24 protein-coding genes and 1 tRNA gene are annotated in these 24,357 nt (G+C 36.4%); 5 read left to right on the top strand and 20 right to left on the bottom strand.

Annotated elements, in window-relative coordinates; all coding sequences use genetic code 11:
* Positions 1-64: 64 nt before the first annotated feature.
* The 3 genes from G6O73_RS01920 to G6O73_RS01910 form a co-directional block, all read right to left on the bottom strand.
* Positions 65-2,428: a DNA translocase FtsK gene (locus G6O73_RS01920; protein ID WP_057886841.1), complete on the bottom strand. Its 2,364-nt coding sequence runs from the start codon at positions 2,426-2,428 to the stop codon at positions 65-67.
* 173 nt (positions 2,429-2,601) lie between these two features.
* A complete protein-coding gene (gene ytpR, locus G6O73_RS01915) occupies positions 2,602-3,237 on the bottom strand; it encodes a YtpR family tRNA-binding protein (protein ID WP_057886840.1) in 636 nt (211 codons plus the stop codon).
* Positions 3,238-3,259: 22 nt separating this feature from the next.
* Entirely contained in the window at positions 3,260-3,580 is a 321-nt protein-coding gene (locus G6O73_RS01910) for a thioredoxin family protein (protein ID WP_057886839.1), read from the bottom strand.
* A 156-nt stretch (positions 3,581-3,736) separates the two neighbouring features.
* Between G6O73_RS01910 and G6O73_RS01905 the strand changes: the two genes are divergently transcribed.
* Entirely contained in the window at positions 3,737-4,087 is a 351-nt protein-coding gene (locus tag G6O73_RS01905; RefSeq protein WP_057886838.1) for a hypothetical protein, read from the top strand.
* Here G6O73_RS01905 and trmB read toward each other — a convergent pair.
* The 4 genes from trmB to G6O73_RS01885 all read right to left on the bottom strand — a co-directional run bounded on the left by trmB (position 4,084) and on the right by G6O73_RS01885 (position 7,620).
* Complete coding sequence (trmB, locus tag G6O73_RS01900) at positions 4,084-4,722, bottom strand: tRNA (guanosine(46)-N7)-methyltransferase TrmB (protein ID WP_057886837.1); 639 nt, start codon at positions 4,720-4,722, stop codon at positions 4,084-4,086. The two genes, G6O73_RS01905 and trmB, sit on opposite strands and share 4 nt — an antisense overlap.
* Before the next feature lie 85 nt (positions 4,723-4,807).
* The gene (locus tag G6O73_RS01895; RefSeq protein WP_057886836.1) at positions 4,808-5,608 is read right to left on the bottom strand and encodes a phosphotransferase family protein; all 801 of its coding nucleotides are present in this window, start codon (positions 5,606-5,608) and stop codon (positions 4,808-4,810) included.
* A 64-nt stretch (positions 5,609-5,672) separates the two neighbouring features.
* Positions 5,673-6,887: an ABC transporter permease gene (locus G6O73_RS01890; protein ID WP_057886835.1), complete on the bottom strand. Its 1,215-nt coding sequence runs from the start codon at positions 6,885-6,887 to the stop codon at positions 5,673-5,675.
* A complete protein-coding gene (locus G6O73_RS01885) occupies positions 6,880-7,620 on the bottom strand; it encodes an ABC transporter ATP-binding protein (protein ID WP_057886834.1) in 741 nt (246 codons plus the stop codon). Before G6O73_RS01885 ends, G6O73_RS01890 begins: the two co-directional genes overlap by 8 nt.
* 105 nt (positions 7,621-7,725) lie before the next feature.
* Here G6O73_RS01885 and G6O73_RS01880 point away from each other — a divergent pair, with 105 nt between their 5' ends.
* The 3 genes from G6O73_RS01880 (at position 7,726) to G6O73_RS01870 (ending at position 9,495) form a co-directional block, all read left to right on the top strand.
* Positions 7,726-8,154, top strand: a complete 429-nt coding sequence (locus G6O73_RS01880) for an HIT family protein (RefSeq protein WP_057886833.1) — start codon at positions 7,726-7,728, stop codon at positions 8,152-8,154.
* A gap of 3 nt (positions 8,155-8,157) precedes the next feature.
* A complete protein-coding gene (locus tag G6O73_RS01875) occupies positions 8,158-8,457 on the top strand; it encodes a hypothetical protein (protein ID WP_057886832.1) in 300 nt (99 codons plus the stop codon).
* 144 nt (positions 8,458-8,601) lie between these two features.
* The gene (locus G6O73_RS01870) at positions 8,602-9,495 is read left to right on the top strand and encodes a peptidylprolyl isomerase PrsA (protein WP_057886831.1); all 894 of its coding nucleotides are present in this window, start codon (positions 8,602-8,604) and stop codon (positions 9,493-9,495) included.
* 281 nt (positions 9,496-9,776) lie between these two features.
* On the opposite strand, the gene G6O73_RS01865 is transcribed toward G6O73_RS01870, so the two are convergent.
* The 10 genes from G6O73_RS01865 to G6O73_RS01820 all read right to left on the bottom strand — a co-directional run bounded on the left by G6O73_RS01865 (position 9,777) and on the right by G6O73_RS01820 (position 19,533).
* Complete coding sequence (locus G6O73_RS01865; protein WP_057886830.1) at positions 9,777-10,745, bottom strand: 3'-5' exoribonuclease YhaM family protein; 969 nt, start codon at positions 10,743-10,745, stop codon at positions 9,777-9,779.
* A 43-nt stretch (positions 10,746-10,788) separates the two neighbouring features.
* Positions 10,789-11,136 carry a YlbF family regulator gene (locus G6O73_RS01860; RefSeq protein WP_057886829.1) on the bottom strand — a complete coding sequence of 116 codons (348 nt, stop codon included), beginning with the start codon at positions 11,134-11,136 and terminating at the stop codon, positions 10,789-10,791.
* 81 nt (positions 11,137-11,217) lie between these two features.
* Positions 11,218-13,347, bottom strand: a complete 2,130-nt coding sequence (locus tag G6O73_RS01855) for a PBP1A family penicillin-binding protein (RefSeq protein ID WP_057886828.1) — start codon at positions 13,345-13,347, stop codon at positions 11,218-11,220.
* Positions 13,348-13,392: 45 nt separating this feature from the next.
* Positions 13,393-13,854 (bottom strand): arginine repressor, encoded by a 462-nt coding sequence (locus tag G6O73_RS01850; RefSeq protein WP_057886827.1) that lies wholly within the window; start codon positions 13,852-13,854, stop codon positions 13,393-13,395.
* A 92-nt stretch (positions 13,855-13,946) separates the two neighbouring features.
* Complete coding sequence (locus G6O73_RS01845) at positions 13,947-14,669, bottom strand: Crp/Fnr family transcriptional regulator (protein WP_057886826.1); 723 nt, start codon at positions 14,667-14,669, stop codon at positions 13,947-13,949.
* Positions 14,670-14,820: 151 nt separating this feature from the next.
* Entirely contained in the window at positions 14,821-16,524 is a 1,704-nt protein-coding gene (gene argS / locus G6O73_RS01840; protein ID WP_057886825.1) for an arginine--tRNA ligase, read from the bottom strand.
* 206 nt (positions 16,525-16,730) lie between these two features.
* A tRNA-Gly gene (locus tag G6O73_RS01835) sits at positions 16,731-16,801 on the bottom strand.
* Positions 16,802-16,849: 48 nt separating this feature from the next.
* Positions 16,850-17,056 (bottom strand): hypothetical protein, encoded by a 207-nt coding sequence (locus G6O73_RS01830; RefSeq protein ID WP_057886824.1) that lies wholly within the window; start codon positions 17,054-17,056, stop codon positions 16,850-16,852.
* Between the two features lie 73 nt (positions 17,057-17,129).
* Positions 17,130-18,515: an MATE family efflux transporter gene (locus tag G6O73_RS01825; protein ID WP_057886823.1), complete on the bottom strand. Its 1,386-nt coding sequence runs from the start codon at positions 18,513-18,515 to the stop codon at positions 17,130-17,132.
* A gap of 130 nt (positions 18,516-18,645) precedes the next feature.
* Positions 18,646-19,533: a LysR family transcriptional regulator gene (locus G6O73_RS01820; RefSeq protein WP_057886822.1), complete on the bottom strand. Its 888-nt coding sequence runs from the start codon at positions 19,531-19,533 to the stop codon at positions 18,646-18,648.
* 120 nt (positions 19,534-19,653) lie between these two features.
* Between G6O73_RS01820 and G6O73_RS01815 the strand changes: the two genes are divergently transcribed.
* Positions 19,654-20,838 carry an aminotransferase-like domain-containing protein gene (locus tag G6O73_RS01815; protein ID WP_057886821.1) on the top strand — a complete coding sequence of 395 codons (1,185 nt, stop codon included), beginning with the start codon at positions 19,654-19,656 and terminating at the stop codon, positions 20,836-20,838.
* A 99-nt stretch (positions 20,839-20,937) separates the two neighbouring features.
* On the opposite strand, the gene purD is transcribed toward G6O73_RS01815, so the two are convergent.
* Genes purD through purN form a run of 3 tightly spaced genes read right to left on the bottom strand, consistent with a single transcriptional unit; the run spans position 20,938 to position 24,353 of the window.
* A complete protein-coding gene (gene purD / locus G6O73_RS01810; protein ID WP_057886820.1) occupies positions 20,938-22,212 on the bottom strand; it encodes a phosphoribosylamine--glycine ligase in 1,275 nt (424 codons plus the stop codon).
* 15 nt (positions 22,213-22,227) lie between these two features.
* Positions 22,228-23,769 (bottom strand): bifunctional phosphoribosylaminoimidazolecarboxamide formyltransferase/IMP cyclohydrolase, encoded by a 1,542-nt coding sequence (gene purH, locus G6O73_RS01805; RefSeq protein ID WP_057886819.1) that lies wholly within the window; start codon positions 23,767-23,769, stop codon positions 22,228-22,230.
* Positions 23,769-24,353, bottom strand: coding sequence for a phosphoribosylglycinamide formyltransferase (gene purN, locus G6O73_RS01800; RefSeq protein ID WP_057886818.1), 585 nt, complete (start codon positions 24,351-24,353; stop codon positions 23,769-23,771). The genes purH and purN overlap by 1 nt, the downstream gene beginning before the upstream one ends.
* Positions 24,354-24,357: the final 4 nt, after the last annotated feature.

The following is a 24,357-nucleotide window of genomic DNA, read 5'->3' as shown; positions in this document are numbered from 1 at the left end:
TATGTTTAAACCATTGCCTAGTTTAACATAAAATTTCACATAATTGTGTTAAGTTTTCCTGCTTTCATTCATTTTCTAAATCAGATTCTTTTAAAAAGACTTGTCGTGGCTTGGAACCACGAGCAGCAGAAATGTAACCACGACTCTCCAATTCATCAATTAAACCGGCTGCTCTGTTATACCCAATGGAAAATACACGTTGCAGTTTAGAAGTCGATGTTGTTTCTTCATTTACTAAATACGCTTTTACTTGTGGAAATAATTCATCTTCTCGTTCCTGTGCTTGAACCTGTGCCTTCAAGCCAGCCGGGTCAAAGGAATAATCAGGCTGTTGCTGTTGCTTCAAATAATCGGTAATTTGATCAATCTCATCACCAATATATGTTCCTTGCAATCGCAACGGTTGACTTGAACCATTACCCAGATAAAGCAAATCCCCTTTTCCAAGTAGTCTTTCTGCGCCAGAAGTATCTAAAATTGTTCGCGAATCAGTTTGACTGGCAACCATAAAAGCAATCCGAGTCGGAATATTATTTTTAATTGTACCAGTTACTACATCGACACTTGGTCTTTGTGTAGCAACTAATAAATGAATTCCAGCTGCTCGAGCTTTTTGAGTAATTCTTGCAATATAGTCTTGGACATCTGCGGCAGCAACCATCATTAAATCGGCTAATTCATCAATCACAATAACTATATAAGGTAATTGCAAGCCATAATCACCGTGTTCGGCAGCTTTTTGATTATAGCCCTCCAAATTGCGCACTCCCGCTGCTGCCAAGCGCTGATAACGCTGTTCCATCTCCTCAACCACCCATTTTAAAGCGGCAGCTGCCGCAGCTGGATCAGAAATAACCGGAGCTAACAAATGCGGTAAATCTTGATAAGAGGCCATTTCAACTGTTTTAGGATCAATCAATAGTAACTTAACTTGATTCGGTGTCGCTTTATATAACAGTGAAACCAATAAGCTATTAATAAAAACGGACTTACCCGAACCGGTGGCTCCAGCAATTAAACCATGGGGCATCTTACGGAGATCCATTACTCGTGGTTGACCAAACAAATCAACTCCCAAAGCAACTGTTAGTGGTGATCGAGCTGACTGAAAAACTTTAGATTGTAAAATTTCTTTTAGCATAACCGGCCGAGAATGTAAGTTAGGAATTTCAATTCCTACAGTACTTTTTCCAGGTATTGGCGCTTCAATTCTAATATCACGTGCAGCTAATGCCAATTTTAAATCATCAACTAAGTTAGTAATTTTACTAACTTTAACGCCTCGTGCTAAACTAACTTCAAACTGCGTAACCGTTGGTCCGATCGTCCAATCACTGACAGTTGCTTGAACACGAAAAGACTTCAAAGTTTCATTTAAAACATCAATTTCTTTTAAAACCCACTCATCCAGCGACTCATCATTTTTATCGACCGGTGTTGGCAACAATCTCAATGGCGGAAACTGATATTCTAATGATTGTTTGGGCGAATTATTTAGCTGTGATTCAGCTATTGTTTCGTTTTTATCAGCTTTGTCAACAACTGTAGCCTCTTCAACGACTGCTTTTGTTGGATTAAACTGTCCAGTTAAATTCTCATTTATCTTCTCGTCAACTGGTTGAATTTGGTCATCATTAACAGTAGTTGTTTCATCCTTGTTTGAAATATTTGAATTTTCAACTTCTGTTAAATTTGGTCTTGCCTTTTCTTCTTCAGTTGATTCCTGACTAGCTGACTCGACCGTTTGAACTGATTCAGCAACTACTGTCTCTGACTCGTTTTTATTAATACCGGCTTGATTCGCCATAATTGATGAAGATTCACTTCCAGTAGTCAAATCTTCTGTGGTCGATTTTTCAACAGTTAAAGGAGGATCAACTGATTCAATTGCTGGAGTAACTTGGGAACTATTCTTGGGACTATTTGTTGAATCAAAATTCATTAAAGCTGGTAATATTTTATCTGTTGAAGTCTGATTAGCCAGCTGTTTATCTACTGATTCATTATAAGTTGAATCAGCAAAGGCTTTTGCCTGATCAGCTTTAATTTCCATTGATGAATCTACTGGATCTGCTTCAGCCGTTGATTGAGCTAGCGGCTTTTTTGAATCAATTGTGTTAGTCGTCAAATGTTCTAAATCAATCAGTTCTTCAGTTGATTGCGGATTTTCTGCAAACAAAAAATAACTTGAAGGTGATTTTTTTAAATCATGCACTATAATTTGATACTGTTCTTGCTGACGCCGATCAGTTAATGATTGTAAAGAAGGCGGCACATAGCTGGGATGAAAACCATGCGAACTTATTTTTTTAGTCGTTTTTTCATTCAAATTACCACTTGGTAGTCGATAATTCTGAATAAAATGCGGCTTTTTTGATGGCAATTGCTGTTTTGAACGATAAAAAGCCGGTCCATCATAATGCCTCATCAATACACTCCTCCAATAATTTTGACTATTGCCACAAATATAACATTTCTGGTATGTATCCTAGTAATAAAGCCTGTCAATAATCAATCAGGCTGTGACAAGAAGCTGCCGCAGCCTGATCAACCCACTATATTCAAACAAACTACTTTAAAATCATCTTTAAAGCTACAATATTATTTACCTGCTTGATGCTTAGCTAAATCAAATGGCATTCCCGGCTGATAATCAGCTGCTGGCAAGACTAAAATTCCGCGTTTCTGCGGTGCATTTGGTAAAGCTAGCTCACGCGCCGAACAAATCATACCAGAACTGGCTACACCGCGTAATTCACCAGGCCAAATTATTTCACCACTGGGCATCATTGCACCAGGTTCAGCAACTACTACTAATTGATCAGCAGCAATATTAGGTGCCCCGCAAACAATCTGGACCAATCGTTGCTTTTCAACTTGAACTTGAGCAATCTGAAGATGATCAGAGTTAGGATGAACTTCAAGTTGCTTAACCAAGCCAACAACAAAATGAGGTTTTCGATCAGCAACCAATTCAGAAGAAAAGCCAGCCTGCTGCAATGCCTCATTCAAGATTTGCAACTGTTGTACCTTTAATTCTATTTGACCACTTCCGATTAAACCGGGTAATAACTTTGAGGCATGCATAACATTATAACCGATTGGCTTTCCGCTAACTGGGTCTGAAAATTGGACGATATCTTCTTTTTGAATAACCTGCTGATTGGAAACATCTGCTGCAACAACAACCAATAAGATGTCTCCTAATTCTGCAGGATTATAACAGGTGATCAACATTAATAAAACTCCTCTTATCTCATTAGACTGATTTACTTAAGAACTTTTCAACTTCAGCCTTAGTTTTTCGATCTTTATTGACAAAACGATCTGCTTCTTGGCCATCTTTATAGACTACAAAACTAGGAATCCCCATAATTCCCATTTCTTGGCACAAATCAATGTTCTCATCACGATCAACTTTAATAAATTTAAACTGGGGGAAATCTTGTTCAATTTCTGGCATAGCAGGCTTAATGAACTGGCAGTCTGGGCACCAGCCGGCTTCAAAGAAAAAAACATAATCTCCTTGATTAAATTTTTGTTCGAGGGCCGATAAATTAATTTTTTCTAGTTTTTGCATAAGAGTGACCTCCATCCATATTTATTTCATTATAAAACAAGCAACACCTAAAATAAAAGCAACTAAAACAATTATTATTCAAGCTTTCTTAATTCATTGTTCTATTAGTTGTGCTATACTCAGCATATAATTAACTAACAAAGGAGGTCTTCCGAAATGAATGTCAAAAGCAGGAGCTTCTTTCCATTATTGCTGGGAGCTATTGCTGGATTTATTAGCGGTTTACAAGCTAGTGGTTTGTTTCAGAAATCCGGCCGATTAACTCCTCAACAAATATTACACAGAGTTCGTCATGAATTTCAAAAAGAAACGCCAATTCAAGATTCTTGGATTAACACTCGTCCTGAACCTTTTCAAAAATTTGCACTAAAAACTTTTGTCTATCATGGCGGCGTTTCAAGACTGGAAGATCAGCAACTGATCCAATATGACTTCTTAGCTGATGCAAATACCGGCAGTATTCTTGAATTGAAACGCAATAATTTCAATGCTCAATTAAATAATTAAAAATTTGCTGTTACTTTATAAATTGGTTGTCCCTTTTGACTGAATTTTGCCTCATACTCAGTTAAAACATTGTGTTCGTTTTCTTCACTATGATGTAGGTCTAACCAAACCCCAGCAAAATGCATTCCAAAATTATTCATACTTTTTAAAGAAAACTCAAATAGTCCTTGATTATCAGTTTTAAATTCAATTTGCCCATTTTCAACAAGAACTTGGCGATACTGAGCTAAAAAAGTATGATAAGTAAGCCGTCTTTTGGCTTGCTTTTTTTTTGGCCACGGATCAGAAAAATTAAGATAAATACCAGTAACTTCATTTTCTGTAAAAAACTCGGTTAAAAGTCTGCCATCTGCGACAATTAGTTGCAAGTTGGGTAAAGGCTGCACCAACAATTTCTTCAAAACAATTGCTGCGATGGTTGTTTGTACTTCCATTCCCAAATAATTATTTTCTGGATGATTTCTAGCTTGCTCAATAATAAAATTGCCCTTTCCCATCCCAATCTCTAAATAAAGTGGTGCTGACTGAGAAAAACGACTTTGCCATTTGCCCTTCAAAGGTAAGGGATCAGTTACAATTAATTCTGGATTGGCAGCAATCAAAGGCTTGGCCCAAGGTTTGTTGCGTAGACGCATCGATTTATTCCTTCTTTCTATAAAGTTCAAATGATTTGCAAATAAAAAGTGGCGCATATTCAGTTTGAACATGTCCACTTTAATTCTACAACTCAATAAAATGTTCTTGTTTAACCAATTTTGCTAAATCCAATATGTCTCGGTTCATTTCAAAGAAACGACCACGCTGATGAAATTCTTTAATTTCCAGCAACAAATTCAATAAACTATACCATTCTAACCGCTGTCGCAACTGTGGTACCACTTCTACTTGATACTTTTGAAGCAACCAAGCTTGCCATTGCTGACGTGGAACATATTGACGCATTAACATACTTAAATCCAATGCTGGATCAGCTAATGAAGCCGACTCCCAATCAACTAAATATAATCTCCCGCTATCGGATAACAACCAATTCTTATGGTTCAAATCACCATGACTAACCCGATAGTCTTGCCATTTTAATTCTGGCTGCTGTGAACGTAGACGATTGGCAACTTGTTTCAACAACGGATGCTGTCGTAGATCACTACTCAGTCCGCGAAAATACTCGCTTAACAGATCATTAGGGAAAACATAAGTTCCGCCCACCTGCTTCAACATTTTTTTTAATAATGCTGAGCGATGAACTTTAGCTAATAATCCAGCAACACTTTTTTGAGCCATTTCACTTTTATCTAAGCAACGACCATTTAACCATTCCTGAGCCGTTAAAGTGTCACCAGTTGAAATATGTTTTGTCCACACCAACCGTGGGGTAATCTCTTCAAGGGAAAGAGCTGCTAAGAAAGGTGAAGTATTTCGTTTAATGAACAGTTTTTGCTGTTCTTTAACCCCCATATACGCCATTCCAGTACTTCCACCGATTGGTCTGATCTGCCAGCCATCATTTAATCTAAGATCCATTCTGGCCAGTCTCCTCTGCATAATACCTAACTATCTCTTAGTCTACAAATCTCTTTTCAGAGTGTCAAGCATTTTTTCTAAGATGCGCCTGCCAAAAAGGTTTACTTATTATCCAGATTTCAACCAAACCTAGCAAAAGCTGCCAAATTAAGTTTTCAATTGAAATCTTAGCAAGCTGACCGCTGCAAATTCCAATCAGTAACGCGATCACTAAAACTCGTTGCAATAATTTGCTGAAAGCATCTGTTTGTTGTTGAGCTGATATCGGATACAGGTGAACAAAAACATTTTCTTCAAAAGTACTAAATAATGGAAATAATTGAAAACCAATTAAATAAATTCCAATCAAAATAACCGCCAGCTGCAGCCAATTATTTTGAAAAATGACATTTAAAAATATCATTAATAAAATTAAGCGCAGATACAATCCACTATATTCGCTGCGGCGTAAAAAACTACGGCTAAAAAGAAATTCAAACCCATTAGTCGTCTTTTGGGCTGATGGCAACCAACGATCAAACCAATGCAGCCGCCGAACTTTCCCCTTAATCTGTGGTACATCAATAAACAAATTAATTAAGCGATAAACTCCTTGTAACCGCTGCTCTTCAAGATTTATCATTAATTTCCAGCTAAAGACTGCAGCTTGTTGTTGCAGCTTTATTTGATGATTTAAATAAAAAATACCCGCAATAACAATTAATAGACTGATTGGCAATCGTCCCCAAATTAAAAGTGTCAAGCACCCCAATGGCAGCAACCAGTGAATTCCAATTTGCCATGCCACTTTTGCAAAAGCTGGTTGGTAAGCCTTAGCAAAATCTAGTTGTTGCCAACAATATTTCAGCAATAACTGTTGTCCTAGCAATAGCAGTATCAACCAGTTACTCCAATGCAAACCCTGCACGATTAATGGTAAAATCACAATCCAACCTAAAATTTGAATAAACCCACTTCTGGCAAAAGAATATCTAAAGGCTTTTTTTAAATAGAGCGGGAGCTGATATTCAAGTGGTGATAAAAAAACAATATCAGCTGCCTGCAATAGCGTAACCGATCGGCCAAATTGCAGTAAAAACAATAACGCGAGTATTACTACTGGTATTTCCCACCAAAACGGCTGATTTGGTAAATTTTTAACTAAATGCGAATATGCTAATGCTAACCCACCCGCAAAAAATAATAAAGCAATGATAAAATGATCGTTTAAAACATATTTCGAATACTTCAAAAGAAAGCTTTGGTAGTTTTGCTGACGCTTTTTCCATAAGTCATTCATCATAGCGATCTTCCTCTGTTAGCGCGAAATAAACTTCGTCTAATTGGTCGCTAGCAATTCCAGCTTGTTCACGCAACTCAGCCAAATTCCCTTGCGCTTTGATTTTACCAGCATGCAATAAAACAAAGTAATCACATTCAGTCTGAGCCGTACTTAAAACGTGAGTTGACATTAAAATACCTGCTCCACGCTGTTTCTCCGCAGCAATTAAACGCAATAAGTCTCTAGTTGCTAAAGGATCTAAACCTAAAAAGGGTTCATCGATGATGTAATAACTGCTATCTGCCAAAAAAGCACAAACAATCATGACCTTTTGTCGCATTCCCTTAGAAAACTTAGCTGGAAACCAGTCTAATTTATTGTCCAATCGAAATATTCTTAATAGCCGATCGGCTTTTTTCCACGCTTGTTCACGATTTAAATTATAAGCCATTATTGTCAGATCTAAATGTTCCCGTAAAGTTAATTCAGTATATAAAACGGGCATTTCTGGAATGTATGATAAATTTTGTTTATACGCTTGCGGATCTTGTTGTAAACTAATTTGATCAATTGTTATTTTTCCTTGTTGTGGTCGCAATAAACCAATAATATGATTAATTGTTGTCGACTTTCCCGCCCCATTCAAGCCAATCAAACCAACAATTTGACCTGGCTTAACTTTAAAAGAAATATTCTTTAAAACCGGGATTTGTGAATAACCACCAACTAAATTTTCAACTTCAAGTGACATAATGTTAATCCCTTCTGAGAATTGGATTTATCTGCCTGCTAAGAGACATCTATCTAATTGATAGTGTATACTAAATTATAAGAATTAGAAAGAAGGTCAAATTTTATGGACGATTGCATTTTTTGTAAAATAATCAACGGCGAGATCCCAAGTATTACCGTTTATGAAGATAAACAAGTTAAAGCTTTTTTAGATATTTCTCAAGGAACTCCTGGTCATACTTTATTAGTACCGAAAAAACATGTTCCTGATATTTTTGCTTACGATCAGCAACTAGCTGAAACAGTCTTTGCCCGGTTACCCAAGTTAGCTCGAGCAATCAAAAAGAGTAATCCTGCGATTAAAGGAATGAACATCGTTAATAATAATGGTGAAATTGCCTACCAATCAGTATTTCATTCACATATACACTTAATCCCACGTTATAGTGAAAATGATGACTTTCAAATGGTTTTCAAAGATAACTCCGCTAACTATTCAACTGAGCAACTCCAAGCAATTGCTCAAACCATTAAAAATCAGTTGGAGGTTTAGTTTATGAAATATAAAAAAGTACTGTTTCTTTCAACAACTGCCATTTTAGGTACTTTTTGGCTATATAAGCATCAGAAAAATCAGGTTTCAAAAATTACTGCTAACGAAGTCGAGGAACTGGCTGGAAAAATCGAACATGTTCAAACTGCTATTCAAAAAATCAAAACACAAACCCAGCAATTAACAAACCAGTTAAACAATGAAAAATTTTCAGAACAATTAGCTAATTCTTTAACCGATTATCAATTTCAAATCGAACCAATTTTGAAGCGGATTCAAAAACTGAGCAAAAAAATTCAATAGGAAAATTTTTTTAAAATTGAATAAAGAGTGAAATTTTTGGTAAATTTTGCTTTTTTTACTATCCAAGTTGTATCAGTGTGTTATAGTTATAACCGTTAGTTTTCTTTATGTTTTAAATAATCAGAATAGGATGTGTTGATCGTAATGAAAAAATGGCTACTAGCAGCCGCGGGGCTTTTATTAACCGTAACAACTTTGAGTGCCTGCTCAAAAACAGTTGCTACCACTTCAGGTGGCAAAATCACTGAAAGTGAATATTATGACAGTATGAAGAAGACCTCATCTGGAAAACAAATCTTGGAACAGATGATTTTAGATAAGGTTCTTGAGAAACAATATGGTGATAAAGTTTCGCAAAAAGAAGTTAATACTCAATATAATGCATACAAGAAACAGTATGGTTCATCTTTTTCTTCTGTCTTATCACAAAATAGCATGACTGCATCAAGTTTCAAAAAATCAATTCGTTCAAACCTTTTGCTAAAGGAAGCTGTTAAAGCCAACGAAAAGATTACACACAAACAGTTAGTTAAACAGTGGAAGAGTTATCAGCCTAAAACAACCGTTGCTCATATCTTAGTTGCTAAAAAATCAACCGCAGAAAAAATTATTACTCAGTTGAATAGCGATCAAGGTAAAAACTTCAGCCAATTAGCTAAAAAGTATTCAACTGATTCTTCAACCAAAAATAAAGGTGGAAAATTATCAGCTTTTGACAATACTGATTCTTCATTGGACTCAACGTTCAAAAAAGCTGCTTTTGCTTTAAAACAGGGTGAATATACCAAGACACCAGTTAAGACCAGCTATGGCTACCATATTATCAAATCAATTAATCGTCCAGCTAAGGGCAAAATGTCTGACCATACTGCTGAACTCAAAACACAAATTATTGATAACGACATGAATGATTCAACCGTCTTACAAAGTGTCGTAGCTAAAGTACTTAAGAAAGGTAACGTATCAATCAAAGACAATGACTTGAAGGATATTTTATCTAATTACCTTTCAAGCTCAAGTTCTAGCTCAAGTAATTAAAGGTTTCTCCATTCAAAATAGTTCAGATAATTTTAACCTGTTTCATTAAGTATCTTGATGAAGCAGGTTTTTTGTATCGATTCAATTGTAAATTACTTTGTTAGCCTTCGCTGGATAATTTATCTGATTGATCGTCACTGTAAAATGATTTCTACTAATACAGTTAATAAAAAAGACAGGCAAAATGAACCGACCCCCAAAAGTTAGACCAAAAATCTAACTTTTGGGGGTCGGTTTTTTTACCGCATCCTAGTATTAACTTGCAGTCGTAAATAATGAAATTAATTTTTAGTTGAGAAATCTGCAATTTCAGGACGGTAAAAGTTACGACCATCCATCCCAAAAATTTTCTCTGAAAACTCCCCTGGAGCAGTATGTTCTAGAACACCTGAAAGCATTTGAATCGATGCATCCAATTGATCAATCTGATGTAAAACTTCTGCTTCAAGAAGGTGTGGTCTAACAGGTGAACCATACTCTAGTAAGCCATGATGAGATAAAATTAAATGTCTTAATAAAACAACATTTTCTTTGTTCTCATCAATTTTCAGTTCATGGCAAGCCAACACAATTTGTTCATCAATTAAAACTATATGACCAATCAAATTTCCCGTTACTGTATAACTTGTTGCAACTGCTCCTGAAAGTTCAAGCGTCTTTCCCATATCATGCAAAATCACTCCTGCATATAACAGCGGTGCGTTAATTATCGGGTATTGCTTAGCGACCGCCTGAGCTAAACGCAACATTGATAAGCTGTGATATGCTAATCCACCGGCAAAAGCATGGTGATTTTTTTTGGCAGCTGGATAAGTAAAAAATTGCTTTTGAAATTTTTTTAATAAAAATCTTACAATTCGATTCCAATCAGGATTTGTGATTGCAAAAACCACTTGATTGATCTCGTCAGCCATCTGTTCAGCTTTTAGTGGAGCACGTTTAACAAACAGCCGTGGGTCTTGCGGCTCATCCTCAACAGCTAAACGGACATGAAAAAGTTTGATTTGTGGATTTCCTTGATATACTTCACGTTTCCCTTTAATTAACGCAACCTTGCCCGGCTGAAACCTAGCTATTTCATCGTCAGTTGCATCCCAAAACTTCGCACTAATTTCGCCGGATGCATCAGCCAGTACAAAAGCAATGAATTTTTTTCCGTTCTTAGCAATCCGGACATTAGCACTTTTAATTAAAACAAATAATTCTAACTTTTCGTCAATTTGATAATCAAAAATTTTTTTGATACTCATCTAAATCCCCCTTGCTTAATTCGATTGGGATCTTTGACAATTTCTAATTCTGTTGATCTTGATAAAGTTCGTTAATTGGTTTAAACATAATTTGATTTACTTCATCCATTAATTTTGCAAGTTGTTGTTCTTTCGTCATTAACTCCATAATAGCTGGATTTTTTTCAATTTGTTCGCCCAATTTTTTTAGTTCTTCTAAATCACTGTCTTTTAAGCTGCCATCAGTTTGTTTTTTTTGAAATTCGATCTGATGTTGTTGAAATTTCTTAAACATCGTAAAAGCTAATGGATCTTGTTTTAAACGAGCATAAGCCCCTTTCAAAGCAATAAACTCGTTTGTTTGTCTTAAATCTTCTTCCATCTGATTAGCTGTATCATAAATGTTGACCATTACTTTTCCTCCAATAAAAAATTTTGGGTTGAATCCTGTCTTTCATAAGTTTAACACTTTTTAATTAAAAAGCATTGTTAATTATCTGCCGAAAATACTTTCAAGTTTTTGTTTGCCCTCACTAAACAATTCAGCTGCTTTTTGTTGGGCCTGATTTGCAGATTGCGAAACATTATCTTTAATTTTTTTACCTGCATTAGCCACTCCACTCCAAAGATTATCACTACTATCAGACTCAGTTGCTGCCACACGAGAACCGGCACTTTTAATCTTAAAGCTTGTCCCCGCTGTATTTGGTAAAATCCCCTCCATCTCAGTTTTAAATAAGGCTGAGCCCCCTCGAGTTCCTTCATCAATTAATGAATATTTATTCGAGTCAAATCCAACCCAAGTAGCAACAACAACATCTGGTGTGTAACCAATATACCAATGATCGCTATCAGCAGTTGATCCAGAAGTATATTGAGTGGTTCCAGTTTTACCAGCAATTGTATAGCCACTTGGTTTAGCATTAATTCCCGTCCCGTCATTATAAACATCCATCATCATACTAGTCATTTCCTGGGCATTTTTCTTACTCAAAACACGTTTGCTCGAAGTTTGCGGGTTATTAACTATCACTTTACCAGAAGCATCAACAATTTTAGTAATTAAATATGGTGAATGCAGTTCTCCATTTGCTGCAAAAGCTGCGTAAGCACTTGCCATCTGATAAGGCGATTCACCCTTTTTCATTCCACCAAGAGCCAAGCTTAAATTATCATCACTACTTGTAACATTTAAACCGAATTTTTTGGCTAAATTATACCCGCGCTGAACGCCAATCTTATTTAACAACCAGACCGTTGCTGCATTTTTACTTTCGGCCAATGCTTTATACATCATTATTTTCCCCGCATATTGATTATCATAATTATGCGGTGTATATTTATTAGTTCCATAAGACCGAAGTTTATCTTGCAAATACGAATCGTAGTGATAACCTGCAGAAAGGGCCGCTGCATAAACTGCAATTGGTTTAATTGCTGACCCAGGAGAACGAATTAGCTGAGTGGCTCGGTTATACCCACGAAAAACATGAGAACCCGATCTCCCACCAACTAAAGCTGCTACTCCTCCAGTTTTGGGATTAACTGCTACCGAGGCACCCTGAGCTTTTGTTCCATCAGTGGCATTATAAGGAAACAACTGATTATCTGCAAAATCATCTTGCAATTCTTTTTGATAATTTTGATTTAGAGAAGTATAAATTTTGTAGCCACCGTTCATAATTTCAGTTTCACTTAAGCCATATTTCTTAATAGCTTCACTAATTACCGCATCAAAATAATATGGATATTTGTATCCAGACTGATATTGATATTGGTCATCGGTTGTCATTGCTGTTTGTTGATAGTTTTTCGCTTCGGCAGCCGTTAACTTCTGATTTTCAACCATCAACTGTAAAACTACATTTCTTCTTTGCTTAGACGCTTGAGGATGATCGATTGGATTATAGCCTCCTGGATCTGTCAGCATACCTGCTAGTGTAGCGGCTTGAGGTACACTCAGTTGACTTGCATGAACGCCAAAATACTTCAAAGAAGCATCTTCAACTCCCCACACACCATTGCCAAAATAAGCATTGTTGAGATACATCGTTAAAATTTCTTTTTTACTATATTCATTTTCAACCTGCATCGCAATGAAGATTTCTTTGGCCTTCCGCGAAAAAGTTTGCTCCTGCGATAAAAAAGCATTTTTTACCAATTGTTGCGTTAAGGTACTTCCCCCACCGCTGATATAGTTTTTCCCTAATAACTTATTACGAAGATATAAAAGTCCCGCTCGTGCAATTCCTTTAAATGAAAAACCATACTCATGATAAAAATTACGATCTTCAGTTGATAACACTGCATTTTGCATATTTGGGGAAATCTGGTTAAGATTTTTCCATGTTCCCTTTTGTGAATATAGGTACCCAGCTTTTTTACCTTGATAATCATAAATTTCAGTTGACTGCTCTAATTCAGCTTTTAAATTACCAACTTTAGCCGTCTTAGCGACATAGACTAAGTAACAACTAGCAATTAGAAATAAACTGAGTAGGCCGATTAAAATTATTCGACCAACACAAAATCTTTTCCATTGCTTACGCAACCACAACCATATTGGATGCAACCAATGTTTTACTGCTTGCCAACTTTTCTTTGCTATTGAATCCTCTTTCATTTCTCTTATATCAATCCTCACTTAAAAGCAGCAGGTATAAAATTATCACTCAGATTGTTGCATATGTTTTAAAAACATTTGATTCAACACTGACGCAGCCTGCTCATTTTGACTAATAATAATGATTGTATCATAACCTGCCATTGTTCCGACTACTTCTGGTAATTCCAAATCATCAATGATTGCCGTTAAAACATTCGCACTATGTGGCAAAGTTTTAACAACATTTAAGAACTGGACTTGAGTTGCTTCAATTACCATTTCAGTTATATTCATATAAAGCTGTTCTTTTTCTGAGACTGGATCGTCTTTAAAAATCACATAATGCAGTTTACCACTAATTCCTTGTTCTTTCACAATCCGCAACTCACGAATATCACGTGAAATCGTTGCTTGGGTTGCTTTAATTCCCTTTTTCAGTAAAGCCTGCATTAATTCTTCTTGGTTGGAGATTTCTGTCTGAGAAATCAACTGTTCAATTGTTGCTTGTCGAATTTCTTTTTTCATTTTTATCCCTCGTATTTTTTCCTAATTATAACAAAAAAAGCAGCAGCTTTCGAACCACTGCTTTTGATTAAAACCTATCTTTAAAATTTCATTTAGGCAATTCGTTGTGGTTCTAAATTTACAACCGCTTTTAACTGTTCTAAAAAGGCTGGTTTTAAAATCAACAAATGCCCTCGATTTTCAACTAATCCTTGTTGCCGCAATTGACTGATTGTTTGACTAACTTTTTCTCGGGTAGTTGCAGCTGAATTAGCAATTTCATAATGCTTAATCCATTTCGGAAAATAAAACGAACCATCCGGTTGCTTGACTCCAAATTCTCGATTAAATAAATAAATAATTCTTTTTGCTCTTTCGCTGGCATTGGTAGCAGAATACACGCAACGTAATGAAATTGCAAAGTTAAAATGCCAATTCGTTTTACTTAATAACAGTTGGTCAATTAATGGATTACTTAATCTAAGCTGATCAAGAATCTTAATTGATAAAATTATAACTTTTCCACGTGTTTTTCCAATTAAATGCGAATCTAAGAATTCTGATAAATTCCTATCAATGAAAGGATAGTGCTCCTCTTCTTTCAAAAAAAACAATGAATAAGCCTCCCCATTAGCATGAAACCGATCGCAAGACAATTTTCCTTCTAAGACAATAATGACCGACTTTGCCAGATCGATGCCATTATTAATACACTCGCCTTTTTTAAACTCACGTACATGCGCTGCTTGACTCAACAATCGCTGTGAATGATTATCAAGTAATTTAAATATTTCCATTTGCTCAATAATCATTTTTTTTCGATCAACTTTTTTCATAGCATTTCCCCCAATTTCCTTTTACATATAAAATATTATCAAAAAAATCAGTAAATGAAAACGCTTTTTTATTTTTATGTTAATTATCAATAAAAAAAGACTGCAACAATAAATTGTTCAGCCTTAGATGTTTTTATTTTTTAGTAATCAATCACATTTCATTGGGAGCAGCTACTCCTAATAAACGCAACGCTTCCTGCAAAACAATGGCTACACTCTTAACCAAAGCCAAACGACTAGCTAGCTGGTTGTCCTCTGCTAAAACCCTAGTATGAGCATAATATTGATTAAAAGACTTAGCTAAGTGCAATGCATATTTAGCAATAACTGAAGGTTCATATTCTTGAACAGCCCGTTTTATTGCAACTGGGAAATCATTTAATTGTTTCAAAACATTCCATGTATCCTCGTCTGGTGCAATACTGATATCTTCCCCTATGGCAGGTTCAACTCCTAAGTTCTTGGCTTTACGCAAAATACTTTGAGCTCGTGCATGTGAATATTGGACATAAGGACCGGTTTCACCTTCAAAACGAACAACCTCAGCCAAATCAAAATCAAAATTGTTCAGTCTTTCGTTTTTTAAATCATGGAAAATAACCGCTCCAACGCCAACTTGTTCGGCAACTTGTGCTTTGTTTTTAAGAGCAGGGTTTTTTTGTTCAATTTGCTTTTGAGCCAATTCAACAGCATCATCTAAAACTTTTTCTAACAAAATTACTCGACCAGCACGGGTTGATAATTTATGTCCACCTTGAGTAATCAATCCAAACGGAATGTGATGAACCTGATCAGACCAGTCTTCTCCCATTTCCTTTAAAACGGCTTTTAATTGTTTAAAATGATTAGTTTGTTCGTTACCCACAACATAAAGTGATTGAACAAACTGATAGGTCCGTTTCCGATAAAGCGCAGCTGCTAAATCACGCGTAATATAAAGTGTTGCTCCATCTGTTTTCTTGATCAAGGCAGGATTCAAATTATATTTGCTCAAGTCAACAATTTGGGCACCTTGACTCTCTTGAAGTAAGTTCTTTTTCTCCAAAATTTCAACAATTTCAGCCATTTTATCATTGTAAAATGCCTCACCATTATATGAATCAAATTCAACATGCAGTCGTTGATAAACCTTCATAAAGGTTTGCAATGAAACTTCACGGAACCATTTCCAAAGTTCCATCGCTTCAGGATCACCATCTTCCAGCCGTTTAAACCAAGCTCGAGCTTCATCATCTAATTCTGGATGATCCACATCCTCTTGGTGAAAACGAACATAATAAGCCAACAACTTATTAATTGGATCAGCTTTAACTTCTGCTTCAGAGCCCCATTTTTTATAAGCTGTAATTAACTTTCCAAATTGAGTTCCCCAATCTCCTAAATGATTAATTTTGATTGGATGATAATTTACTTTTGTCAGTAAATAAGCTAACGAATTACCAATTACAGTTGAGCGTAAATGTCCCATTGACATTGGTTTAGCAATGTTAGGTGATGACATATCAATCGGTACATTCCCACCATGGCCGAAATCTTGGTCCCCATACTCTGCTTGCTGCTGCAAAACAGCTCTTAAAATTTCTGTTCCCAATTTCTGTTTGTTTAAAAAGAAGTTGACATAAGGTCCAACTGCTTGAACTTTTTCAAAATTGGTTTGGTCAATTTTTTCAGCTAAATCGGCTGCTATCTTAACTGGTGATTGGTGTAATGATTTTGCCAAAATAAATGTTGGAAAAGCTAAATCTCCCATTTTGTCATTCTTAGGTACTTCTAACAAAGCGGTTATTTTTTCAGTTGTTAATTCGGTTGGTAATACTTGCTTTAAACTTGCAACTACTTGCTCTTTAAAATCCATAATTTTCCTCCATATAATAAAAAAGCCTCTTACAATATATGTAAGAGACGAGAATTACCCGCGGTACCACTCTTTTTGATCGGAGATCCACTCAAAAATTATCTAATTATCGCAAAGACACGCTTCGAATGGGCTGTATATCCGTCTCACATCAACACGGACTTGCTGAAAACAGTTACCATTTTACTACTCCTTTGCGGCGGTTAAGCGGGTGACGAGAATCGAACTCGCGACATCAGCTTGGGAAGCTGGAATTTTACCACTAAACTACACCCGCAAGACAGATTATAGTATAGCATAAAATATTCCAGCTGTCAGCCAATTTTTAACTGATTTTTTTCATATTTGTTAGTCGAACAATTACTCGTTTATGGAAATCATTAACGGCAACTTCATCTTCTTTTTCATGTTCTTGAATTGAAACAAGTGCCGAATTTTCATAGATTTTCTCAATGTTGCCAATAAAATCATGATTCAATGCACCGAATTTTTTGCATTTTACTTTTTCACCGATTTTAAATTCATTACTCATAAAAAAACCACCTTTAATTAATTATCTTTTGATTCTACACCTTAAAAAACATCTTCTCAATTAAAACAGCTCACTATTCTTCCAAACAAGGAATCTTTTTTGAATCTTCCTTTGCTTGTAACTGCCTACTTTGCGAACGCAGCATCTTAATTGCCTTAAAATAAGAAAACAACAGCACTGAACAAGAACCAAACCAAGCCAAAGGATTAGCAAAACAAGTCCCAATATACCCCCAAGAAGTTGCTAACAACAATGCTGCTAAGCTTCTCATTGTTAATTCTGCTATTCCAGCTAGAGTTGGAACAATACTTTGTCCAAGTCCTTGCAAAGTATAGCGTAAAACAAACAAGGTTGCTAGTACAAAATAAAATGAGCCATTGACATTGAAATAAACTTGAGCTAACTGCAAAACCTCAGTTGCTGAATTACCAACAAACAGGGAAACCATTGCTTTGCCAAAGAAAATAACTGAAAAACCAGCTGCTAAACTAAATAAGATTGAAACTGCTAAACATTGTTTAACCCCTTGTAAAATACGATCATACAGCCGCGCTCCATAATTTTGTGCTGTAAATGTTGCCATGCCAATCCCAAAAGACATCATTGGCTGAATCGCTAATTGATCAATTTTGCTAGCAGCAGTCGTTGCGGCAACTGCAGTTGTTCCAAGACTATTTAAAGCTGACTGGATCATAATCGATCCAATAGCAATAATTGAAGTCTGAAAGGCCATTGGCAGTCCGATATACAAGTGGTGCCCAATTTCGACCCAGCTAATTGCTTGGAAATCCCGCTTAGTAACTTGGAGTAATGGTATTCGTCGGATAATATACCAGATACATAAAACGACCGAAAAGATCTGGGCAATAACAGTTGCATAGCCTGCTCCAGCTACCCCTAGCTTAAAAACTAAAATGAAAACTAATTCTAAAACAATATTTAATAAAGCGGCAATTATCAAAAAATACAAGGGCGTCCTGCTATCACCTAGCGCACGAATAATATTCGAAAGTAAGTTAAATGCCATCGATGCAAAAATTCCCGCAAAAATAATTGAAATAAAAGTTCTGGCATTCGCTTCAATGGCTGCCGGAGTTTTCATCAATTCTAAAATATCTTCTACAAAGAACAAGCTCAGTGCCGTTAAAATAATTGTCATTACCAGACAAATAATAATATTAACTGCGAAGCTTTGTTTTACTTTTTTATAATCATGTGCCCCAAAATATTGCGCCGTTAAAATTGAAAGCCCAGCCGTCAATCCTTGAGCAAATCCGATAATTAAAAATTGAATACTGCCAGTTGAACCAACAGCGGCTAAAGCCTTGACCCCTAACGTTTGTCCGACAATCAACGTATCTGATATGCTATAAAATTGCTGAAATAAATTTCCAATTAACAATGGAAAAGTAAACATTAAAATTAATCTAATCGGACTTCCTTTGGTCAGTTCTTTCACTGTGATCCTCCTCAAAATTTGACAAAGAAAAAGGCTTGCAAAAATCATGTTTTTAAATCATAGCACATAATTTGTGAATTGCAATACCCTTTTATAATCTTTTTTTATTTAAGAGAAATTTATTTGTTTTTCACCATTCTTGTCCATATCGACTTTGTAAATAATCTTGAATAGCTTTAATAAATGCTTTAGTTGATGGAGTTTGTTTTGCTTCAGTATGAGTCACTAAACAAATAGTCCGATAAAAATGCTCCTTAAATGGATAGAACGTTACATTGCCTGACAATTTCTGTAAAGCTAGTTCTGGCAAAATTCCTAATCCTAGTCCACTTTCAACCATCGCAATTATTGAAGCATCATCAATACTATAATCAATTGAGTTTAAGGATACATCATAAGTGTCCAGGGCCTTTTTAGTATCCCGGTCATAATCAATTTGTTGTAAAATAAAATTTTTGCCACGTATATCATCAGCTGTCACAATCCGACTTTCCGCTGGTTTAAATTTTTCTGGAGCTACACAGTAAATCGGATCACGATGTAAAGGAATTACCTCAAGTTTTTCTTTAATTGGCAAAGCACTAAAGCCAATATCCAAGGTTCCAAGCCGAACTTGTTCTGCTACTGCATTAAAATTACCTTGTGAAACTGAAAGTTCAATTTCGGGATAACTTTTTTTAAACTCACGAATAATATCCGGTAACCAATTGATGCAAACACTACTAAAAGCACCGATTCGAATTCTTCCTTGATTCAACCCATTAATCCGTGCTGATTCCTCAGCCAATTTGGCTTCTGCATTTAAGATGTCCTGGATAACTGGCAAAATTTTTTCACCATCTGGTGTTAATTTGACTCCTGTCCGATTACGAATAAACAAAGAAAAGCCCAAATCTTTTTCTAAATTTGAAATTGAATGACTAATCGCTGATGGTGTGACATTCAATTGATTAGCCGCAGCAAAAAAAGTTTTTTGTTTGGCTACTTCACTAAAAACCTCATATGCAAATGTTGACATTAAAACTCCCCCTTTCATAAAGTGAATCAGTTTCACTTTATCATGAATAAAATGAATTTTACTTAATTATAAAACTAGACTACACTAATAACAAGCATAAAAAACAAGGAGGAGCTTAATATGTTGCCAAAAAATGCAGTCCGTAATTTTCAAGGATCATCTAGCTTAGCTGATTTATTTTCACTCAGCGACCAAACAAATGCCATTTCGTTTTCCGGTGGTTATCCTGATGCTGCCCTTTTTCCACAAGAGAAACTGCAACAAGCCTTTCAACAACGTTTGGCAACTGCTGCCCCTGACTTATTTCAATATCGATCTGTTTTGGGTGATCTTAACTTACGAAAAAAACTAACTAATTATATTCACCAACTAAATGTTGAGTGCTCCGTTGAAAACATTATGTTCACTCAAGGTGGTCAGCAAGCAATTAAACTCTTAGCTAGCTTATTCTTGAATTCTGGAGATGGCCTTGCAGTTGAAGGTCCAACCTATATTGGAGCAGTTGAAGCCTTTAATGAATATCAACCTACTTATTATGAGATTCCAATGGAAAGCGATGGCATGGATCTTGATGTTCTTGAAGAAAAATTACAACACCATCAAATAAAATTAATTTACACGATCCCCAATTTTCAAAATCCAACTGGTTATTGTATGAGTATTCCCAAACGAAAACGCCTCGCTAAATTAGCTGCTACATACGATGCCTTGATAATTGAAGATGATCCTTATCGCGAATTACGTTATGCTGGTGAGTCTTTACCACCGATCAAAGCCTTTGACCAAACAGGGAATGTTGCTCTAATTGGCAGCTTTTCCAAAATTTTATCGCCTGCTTTAAGAACCGGCTGGGTCATTGCTGCTCACTCAATCATTAGCGACTTAGCAAATTTGCGCTTAGCGTTTGATTGCCAGTCACCAAATGTTGTTCTTGAAGCGATTGATCAGTATCTAACAGATAATTGTCTGAGTGACCATATTCAGAAGTTACGCAATAGTTATCGTCAAAAATTGGCTGTCATGTTGAACTGCTTACAACAATACTTGCCAAATGAATGTCATTTTTCCAAGCCCCAAGGAGGTTTCTTTGTTTGGGTAACGCTCCCTCAAGACTTGGATGCAAGTAAGTTACTCCATTTAAGCCAACAAGTTACTTTTTTGCCTGGCAAAGATATGTTTGTTAATTCACATCCAATTAATCATTTACGTTTGAACTTTACTGGAACAACATTGGAAGAAATCCAACGTGGCTGTCAGGAGCTGGGAAATTTAATGAAAACAGCACTAGTTACAACCCCAAAATAAATTATCACTATCTTAACATTTTATTTAGCAATAGAAAAGATTGTATAACAAATAGGCCGAACAGCTATTATCCAGATAGTTATTCGGCCTATTTGCAAGCTATTTATAGGATTTATGCGTTGCTTTCATGCCAATATCATGGCGGTAAAAGCAGTTATCAAATTGCTTTTCAGATAAATATTGATATGCCTTTGTTTGAGCTTGGATTAAAGAATCAGCTTCTGCTACAACAGCAGCTAACCGACCACCAGCAGCTTTTAAAGTCGTTGCTGAAGCAACCGCAACATTAGCGAAATCAACTGTAACTTCCGATTTTTCATTTAGTTCTGGTAATAGTTGACCTGATTGGGGGTTTTGCGGGTATCCTTGTGCAGCAATAACTACTGCTAAACAAGCTCGCTCACTAGTCTTGATTGGTGCCAACCTTTTATCTGCTAAACAATCAGAAATCAATTCAGCAAAATCACTTTTAACGCGTGGCAATACAACTTGTGTTTCTGGATCGCCTAAACGAACGTTGTATTCAATGACCTTTGGACCGCTCTCAGTTGCTATCAACCCAATATACAAAATCCCGTGATAATTAAATTTTTCTTGCCGTAATCCCTGAACACTCGGTTCAACAACTTCGGTCACAATTTTTTGATAAAGTTGTTTTGAAAGTTGGGGCAACGGACTATAGGCCCCCATGCCACCCGTATTCGGACCAAGATCGTTATCATAGACTCGTTTATGATCCTGTGCCATTGGCAATAGTTGATAATTATTTTTACCGATTACAGCAAAAAGTGAATATTCAGCGCCACTTAAGTATTCTTCAAGAACAACTTCTTGCTGACCCTCGTTAAATAATTGCTTAATCGCTGCGACGGCAGCTGCTTGGGTGGTTGCCACAGTAACTCCCTTGCCAGCTGCTAAGCCGTCTGCTTTCACAACTACTGGCAACTTAAACGCTGGTAAAGCTTTCAAAGCAGCTGTAGGCTCTTGGAAAGCTTGATAAGTAGCAGTTGGAACCTGATAACGTTGCATAAATTCTAAAGCAAATTTTTTTGAGCCTTCCAATTGAGCGGCTCGCGCAGTCGGCCCAAAAATTTTGAGACCAGCCGTTTGAAAGTCATCTACAATACCTGCAACTAAAGCATCTTCAGGTCCCACAAAAGTCCAAGTAATTTGTTTTTCTTCAACAAATTTACGTAATTTTGAAAACTCAAGTTCATTAATAGCCACCGTTTTAACCCCAGAAAACGACATTCCCGGATTTCCCGGCGCACAATAGACTTCATCAACCAGTGGACTAGCTAGAAATTTACGACAAATCGCGTGTTCTCTTCCTCCAGAACCGACCACTAAGATTTTTAACCCCGTCTTACCCATCAAGTCAGCCTCCTATTAATGGCGAAAATGTCTGATTCCAGTAGTTACCATCGCAATGCCGTATTTATCCGCCATTGCAATCGAATCTTGATCACGAATACTACCACCTGGTTGGACAATCGCTTTAATTCCGTGCTCAGCGGCATATTGAACACAGTCATCCATTGGAAAGAAAGCATCACTAGCTAGCACCGTCTGCTCATCAATTTGTTCGCCAGCATTTTTAATTGCAATTTTGGTTGAATCAATTCGATTCGGCTGACCAGCGCCAATTCCTAGTGTCTGCTGTCCGTTAGCTACCACAATTGCATTACTTTTAGTGTGCTTAACCGTTTTCCAAGCAAAAAGTAAGTTAGCAAGCTGTTGGTCTGTTGGCGTTGTTTTAGTGACGACTTTCCAACTATGTGGATCCTCAGCTAAAACATCTTGTTCTTGCATTAATAAGCCACCCATAATAGAAACTGTTTCTTTTTTTGCTGGTTCATCTTTGGCGGTGAAGTCTAGCTGCAAAATGCGCAAGTTTTTCTTTTTGGCTAACATATCATAAGCCGCTGGGTCAAATTCAGGTGCAATAATAATTTCTAAGAATAATTTATGCATTTTAGTTGCCGTTGCCAAATCAACTTTCCGATTTAAAACAATTACTCCACCAAAAATCGAAATTGAATCCGCCGCATATGCCCGATCCCAAGCAGTTTCTAACTTATCTGCTTGACCGATACCACAAGGATTCATATGTTTTAAAGCAACAACAGTTGGCTTGGAAAATTCACGAGCAATCCGAATTGCTGCATCGGCATCTTTGATATTGTTATAAGAAAGTTTTTTCCCGTGCAATTGCTGAGCGTTAGTAATTGAATATTTTTTATTTGGTAAAGCATCCCGATAAAACCAAGCTTTTTGATGACTGTTTTCACCATAACGCATCGTTTCTTCCAATTCGTAGGTCAAAGTTAATTTTTCAGGAGCAACTACCTTAACTTGTTCTGAAAGATAATTAGCTATTAAAGCATCATAAGCAGCTGTATGACGAAAAGCTTTAGCAGCCAACTGAGCACGCGTTGTTAAATCAACTTCATCTTGTTGATCCAGTTGTTCACTAATCAGTTGATAATCTGTACTATCAACAACTACGGTTACATCGCGATAATTTTTGGCAGCACTCCGGAGCATGCTCGGACCGCCAATATCAATATTTTCGATTGCGTCTGCTAATTTAACGCCTGGTTTGAGAATTGTTTGCTTAAATGGATATAAATTCACGCAAACCAGATCAATTGGGTGAATCCCTAATTTTTTCATTACTCGACGATGTTCTGGCAATTCACGTCGACCAAGCAAACCGCCATGAATAAATGGGTTCAAGGTCTTAACGCGACCATCTAAAATTTCGGGAAAACCAGTTACATCTTCAACCGAAATAGTTTTTACACCCGCATCATTTAAAACCTGGCGAGTCCCACCAGTCGAAATAATTTCAAATTGATGTTCAATCAGTTTTTTAGCAAACGGAATCAAGTTAGATTTATCAGAAACACTCAGTAAAGCTCTTCTCATTAAATTTGCTCCTTTTTTTCAAATGCGGTCATTAATTGTTTAACAACTTGCGGATATAATTGGTGTTCACAAGCATGAACCCGTGCTTCAAGAGTTGTCAAGGTATCATTAGGTAAAATTGGCACCCGTTTTTGCGTAATAATTGGCCCCGAGTCTAAGCCAGCATCGATATAATGAATCGTAACCCCCGTTTGCGTTTTTTTATCAGCTAAAGCACGTTCAATCGAATGCAAACCTGGATATTCTGGTAAATAAGCTGGATGTAAATTAATAATCCGTTTTGGATAATAATCTAAAATTGGACTACCAATCACCCGTAAATAACCGGCCAAGATTATAAAATCAATTTTATAATCTTTTAGCAACTGTACCAATCGCTGTTCATAAGCAACTTTATTGCCACACTCTTTGACAGTAAAAGTCTCCCAGGCAATTCCTAAACGTTCAGCTCGTTTAATTACCGGTGCTTGTGGGTGGTCACAAAAAAGCAGTGATAACTGACCAGGAATTTGCTGATTTAAGAATTGCTGAGCTAAAATTTCAAAATTAGTTCCGTTACCTGAAGCAAAAATTGCCACTCTCATTATT

Source organism: Liquorilactobacillus nagelii DSM 13675 (assembly GCF_019444005.1).
GTDB lineage: Bacteria > Bacillota > Bacilli > Lactobacillales > Lactobacillaceae > Liquorilactobacillus > Liquorilactobacillus nagelii.
This window is presented reverse-complemented; position numbering and strand designations above follow the sequence as displayed.

Coding starts and splice junctions, on each gene's coding strand:
- G6O73_RS01920 (WP_057886841.1), bottom strand. CDS start 2,428: ATGAGGCATTATGATGGACCGGCTTTTTATCGTTCAAAACAGCAATTG.
- ytpR (WP_057886840.1), bottom strand. CDS start 3,237: ATGTTGATCACCTGTTATAATCCTGCAGAATTAGGAGACATCTTATTG.
- G6O73_RS01910 (WP_057886839.1), bottom strand. CDS start 3,580: ATGCAAAAACTAGAAAAAATTAATTTATCGGCCCTCGAACAAAAATTT.
- G6O73_RS01905 (WP_057886838.1), top strand. CDS start 3,737: ATGAATGTCAAAAGCAGGAGCTTCTTTCCATTATTGCTGGGAGCTATT.
- trmB (WP_057886837.1), bottom strand. CDS start 4,722: ATGCGTCTACGCAACAAACCTTGGGCCAAGCCTTTGATTGCTGCCAAT.
- G6O73_RS01895 (WP_057886836.1), bottom strand. CDS start 5,608: ATGGATCTTAGATTAAATGATGGCTGGCAGATCAGACCAATCGGTGGA.
- G6O73_RS01890 (WP_057886835.1), bottom strand. CDS start 6,887: ATGAATGACTTATGGAAAAAGCGTCAGCAAAACTACCAAAGCTTTCTT.
- G6O73_RS01885 (WP_057886834.1), bottom strand. CDS start 7,620: ATGTCACTTGAAGTTGAAAATTTAGTTGGTGGTTATTCACAAATCCCG.
- G6O73_RS01880 (WP_057886833.1), top strand. CDS start 7,726: ATGGACGATTGCATTTTTTGTAAAATAATCAACGGCGAGATCCCAAGT.
- G6O73_RS01875 (WP_057886832.1), top strand. CDS start 8,158: ATGAAATATAAAAAAGTACTGTTTCTTTCAACAACTGCCATTTTAGGT.
- G6O73_RS01870 (WP_057886831.1), top strand. CDS start 8,602: ATGAAAAAATGGCTACTAGCAGCCGCGGGGCTTTTATTAACCGTAACA.
- G6O73_RS01865 (WP_057886830.1), bottom strand. CDS start 10,745: ATGAGTATCAAAAAAATTTTTGATTATCAAATTGACGAAAAGTTAGAA.
- G6O73_RS01860 (WP_057886829.1), bottom strand. CDS start 11,136: ATGGTCAACATTTATGATACAGCTAATCAGATGGAAGAAGATTTAAGA.
- G6O73_RS01855 (WP_057886828.1), bottom strand. CDS start 13,347: ATGAAAGAGGATTCAATAGCAAAGAAAAGTTGGCAAGCAGTAAAACAT.
- G6O73_RS01850 (WP_057886827.1), bottom strand. CDS start 13,854: ATGAAAAAAGAAATTCGACAAGCAACAATTGAACAGTTGATTTCTCAG.
- G6O73_RS01845 (WP_057886826.1), bottom strand. CDS start 14,669: ATGAAAAAAGTTGATCGAAAAAAAATGATTATTGAGCAAATGGAAATA.
- argS (WP_057886825.1), bottom strand. CDS start 16,524: ATGGATTTTAAAGAGCAAGTAGTTGCAAGTTTAAAGCAAGTATTACCA.
- G6O73_RS01830 (WP_057886824.1), bottom strand. CDS start 17,056: ATGAGTAATGAATTTAAAATCGGTGAAAAAGTAAAATGCAAAAAATTC.
- G6O73_RS01820 (WP_057886822.1), bottom strand. CDS start 19,533: ATGTCAACATTTGCATATGAGGTTTTTAGTGAAGTAGCCAAACAAAAA.
- G6O73_RS01815 (WP_057886821.1), top strand. CDS start 19,654: ATGTTGCCAAAAAATGCAGTCCGTAATTTTCAAGGATCATCTAGCTTA.
- purD (WP_057886820.1), bottom strand. CDS start 22,212: ATGGGTAAGACGGGGTTAAAAATCTTAGTGGTCGGTTCTGGAGGAAGA.
- purH (WP_057886819.1), bottom strand. CDS start 23,769: ATGAGAAGAGCTTTACTGAGTGTTTCTGATAAATCTAACTTGATTCCG.
- purN (WP_057886818.1), bottom strand. CDS start 24,353: ATGAGAGTGGCAATTTTTGCTTCAGGTAACGGAACTAATTTTGAAATT.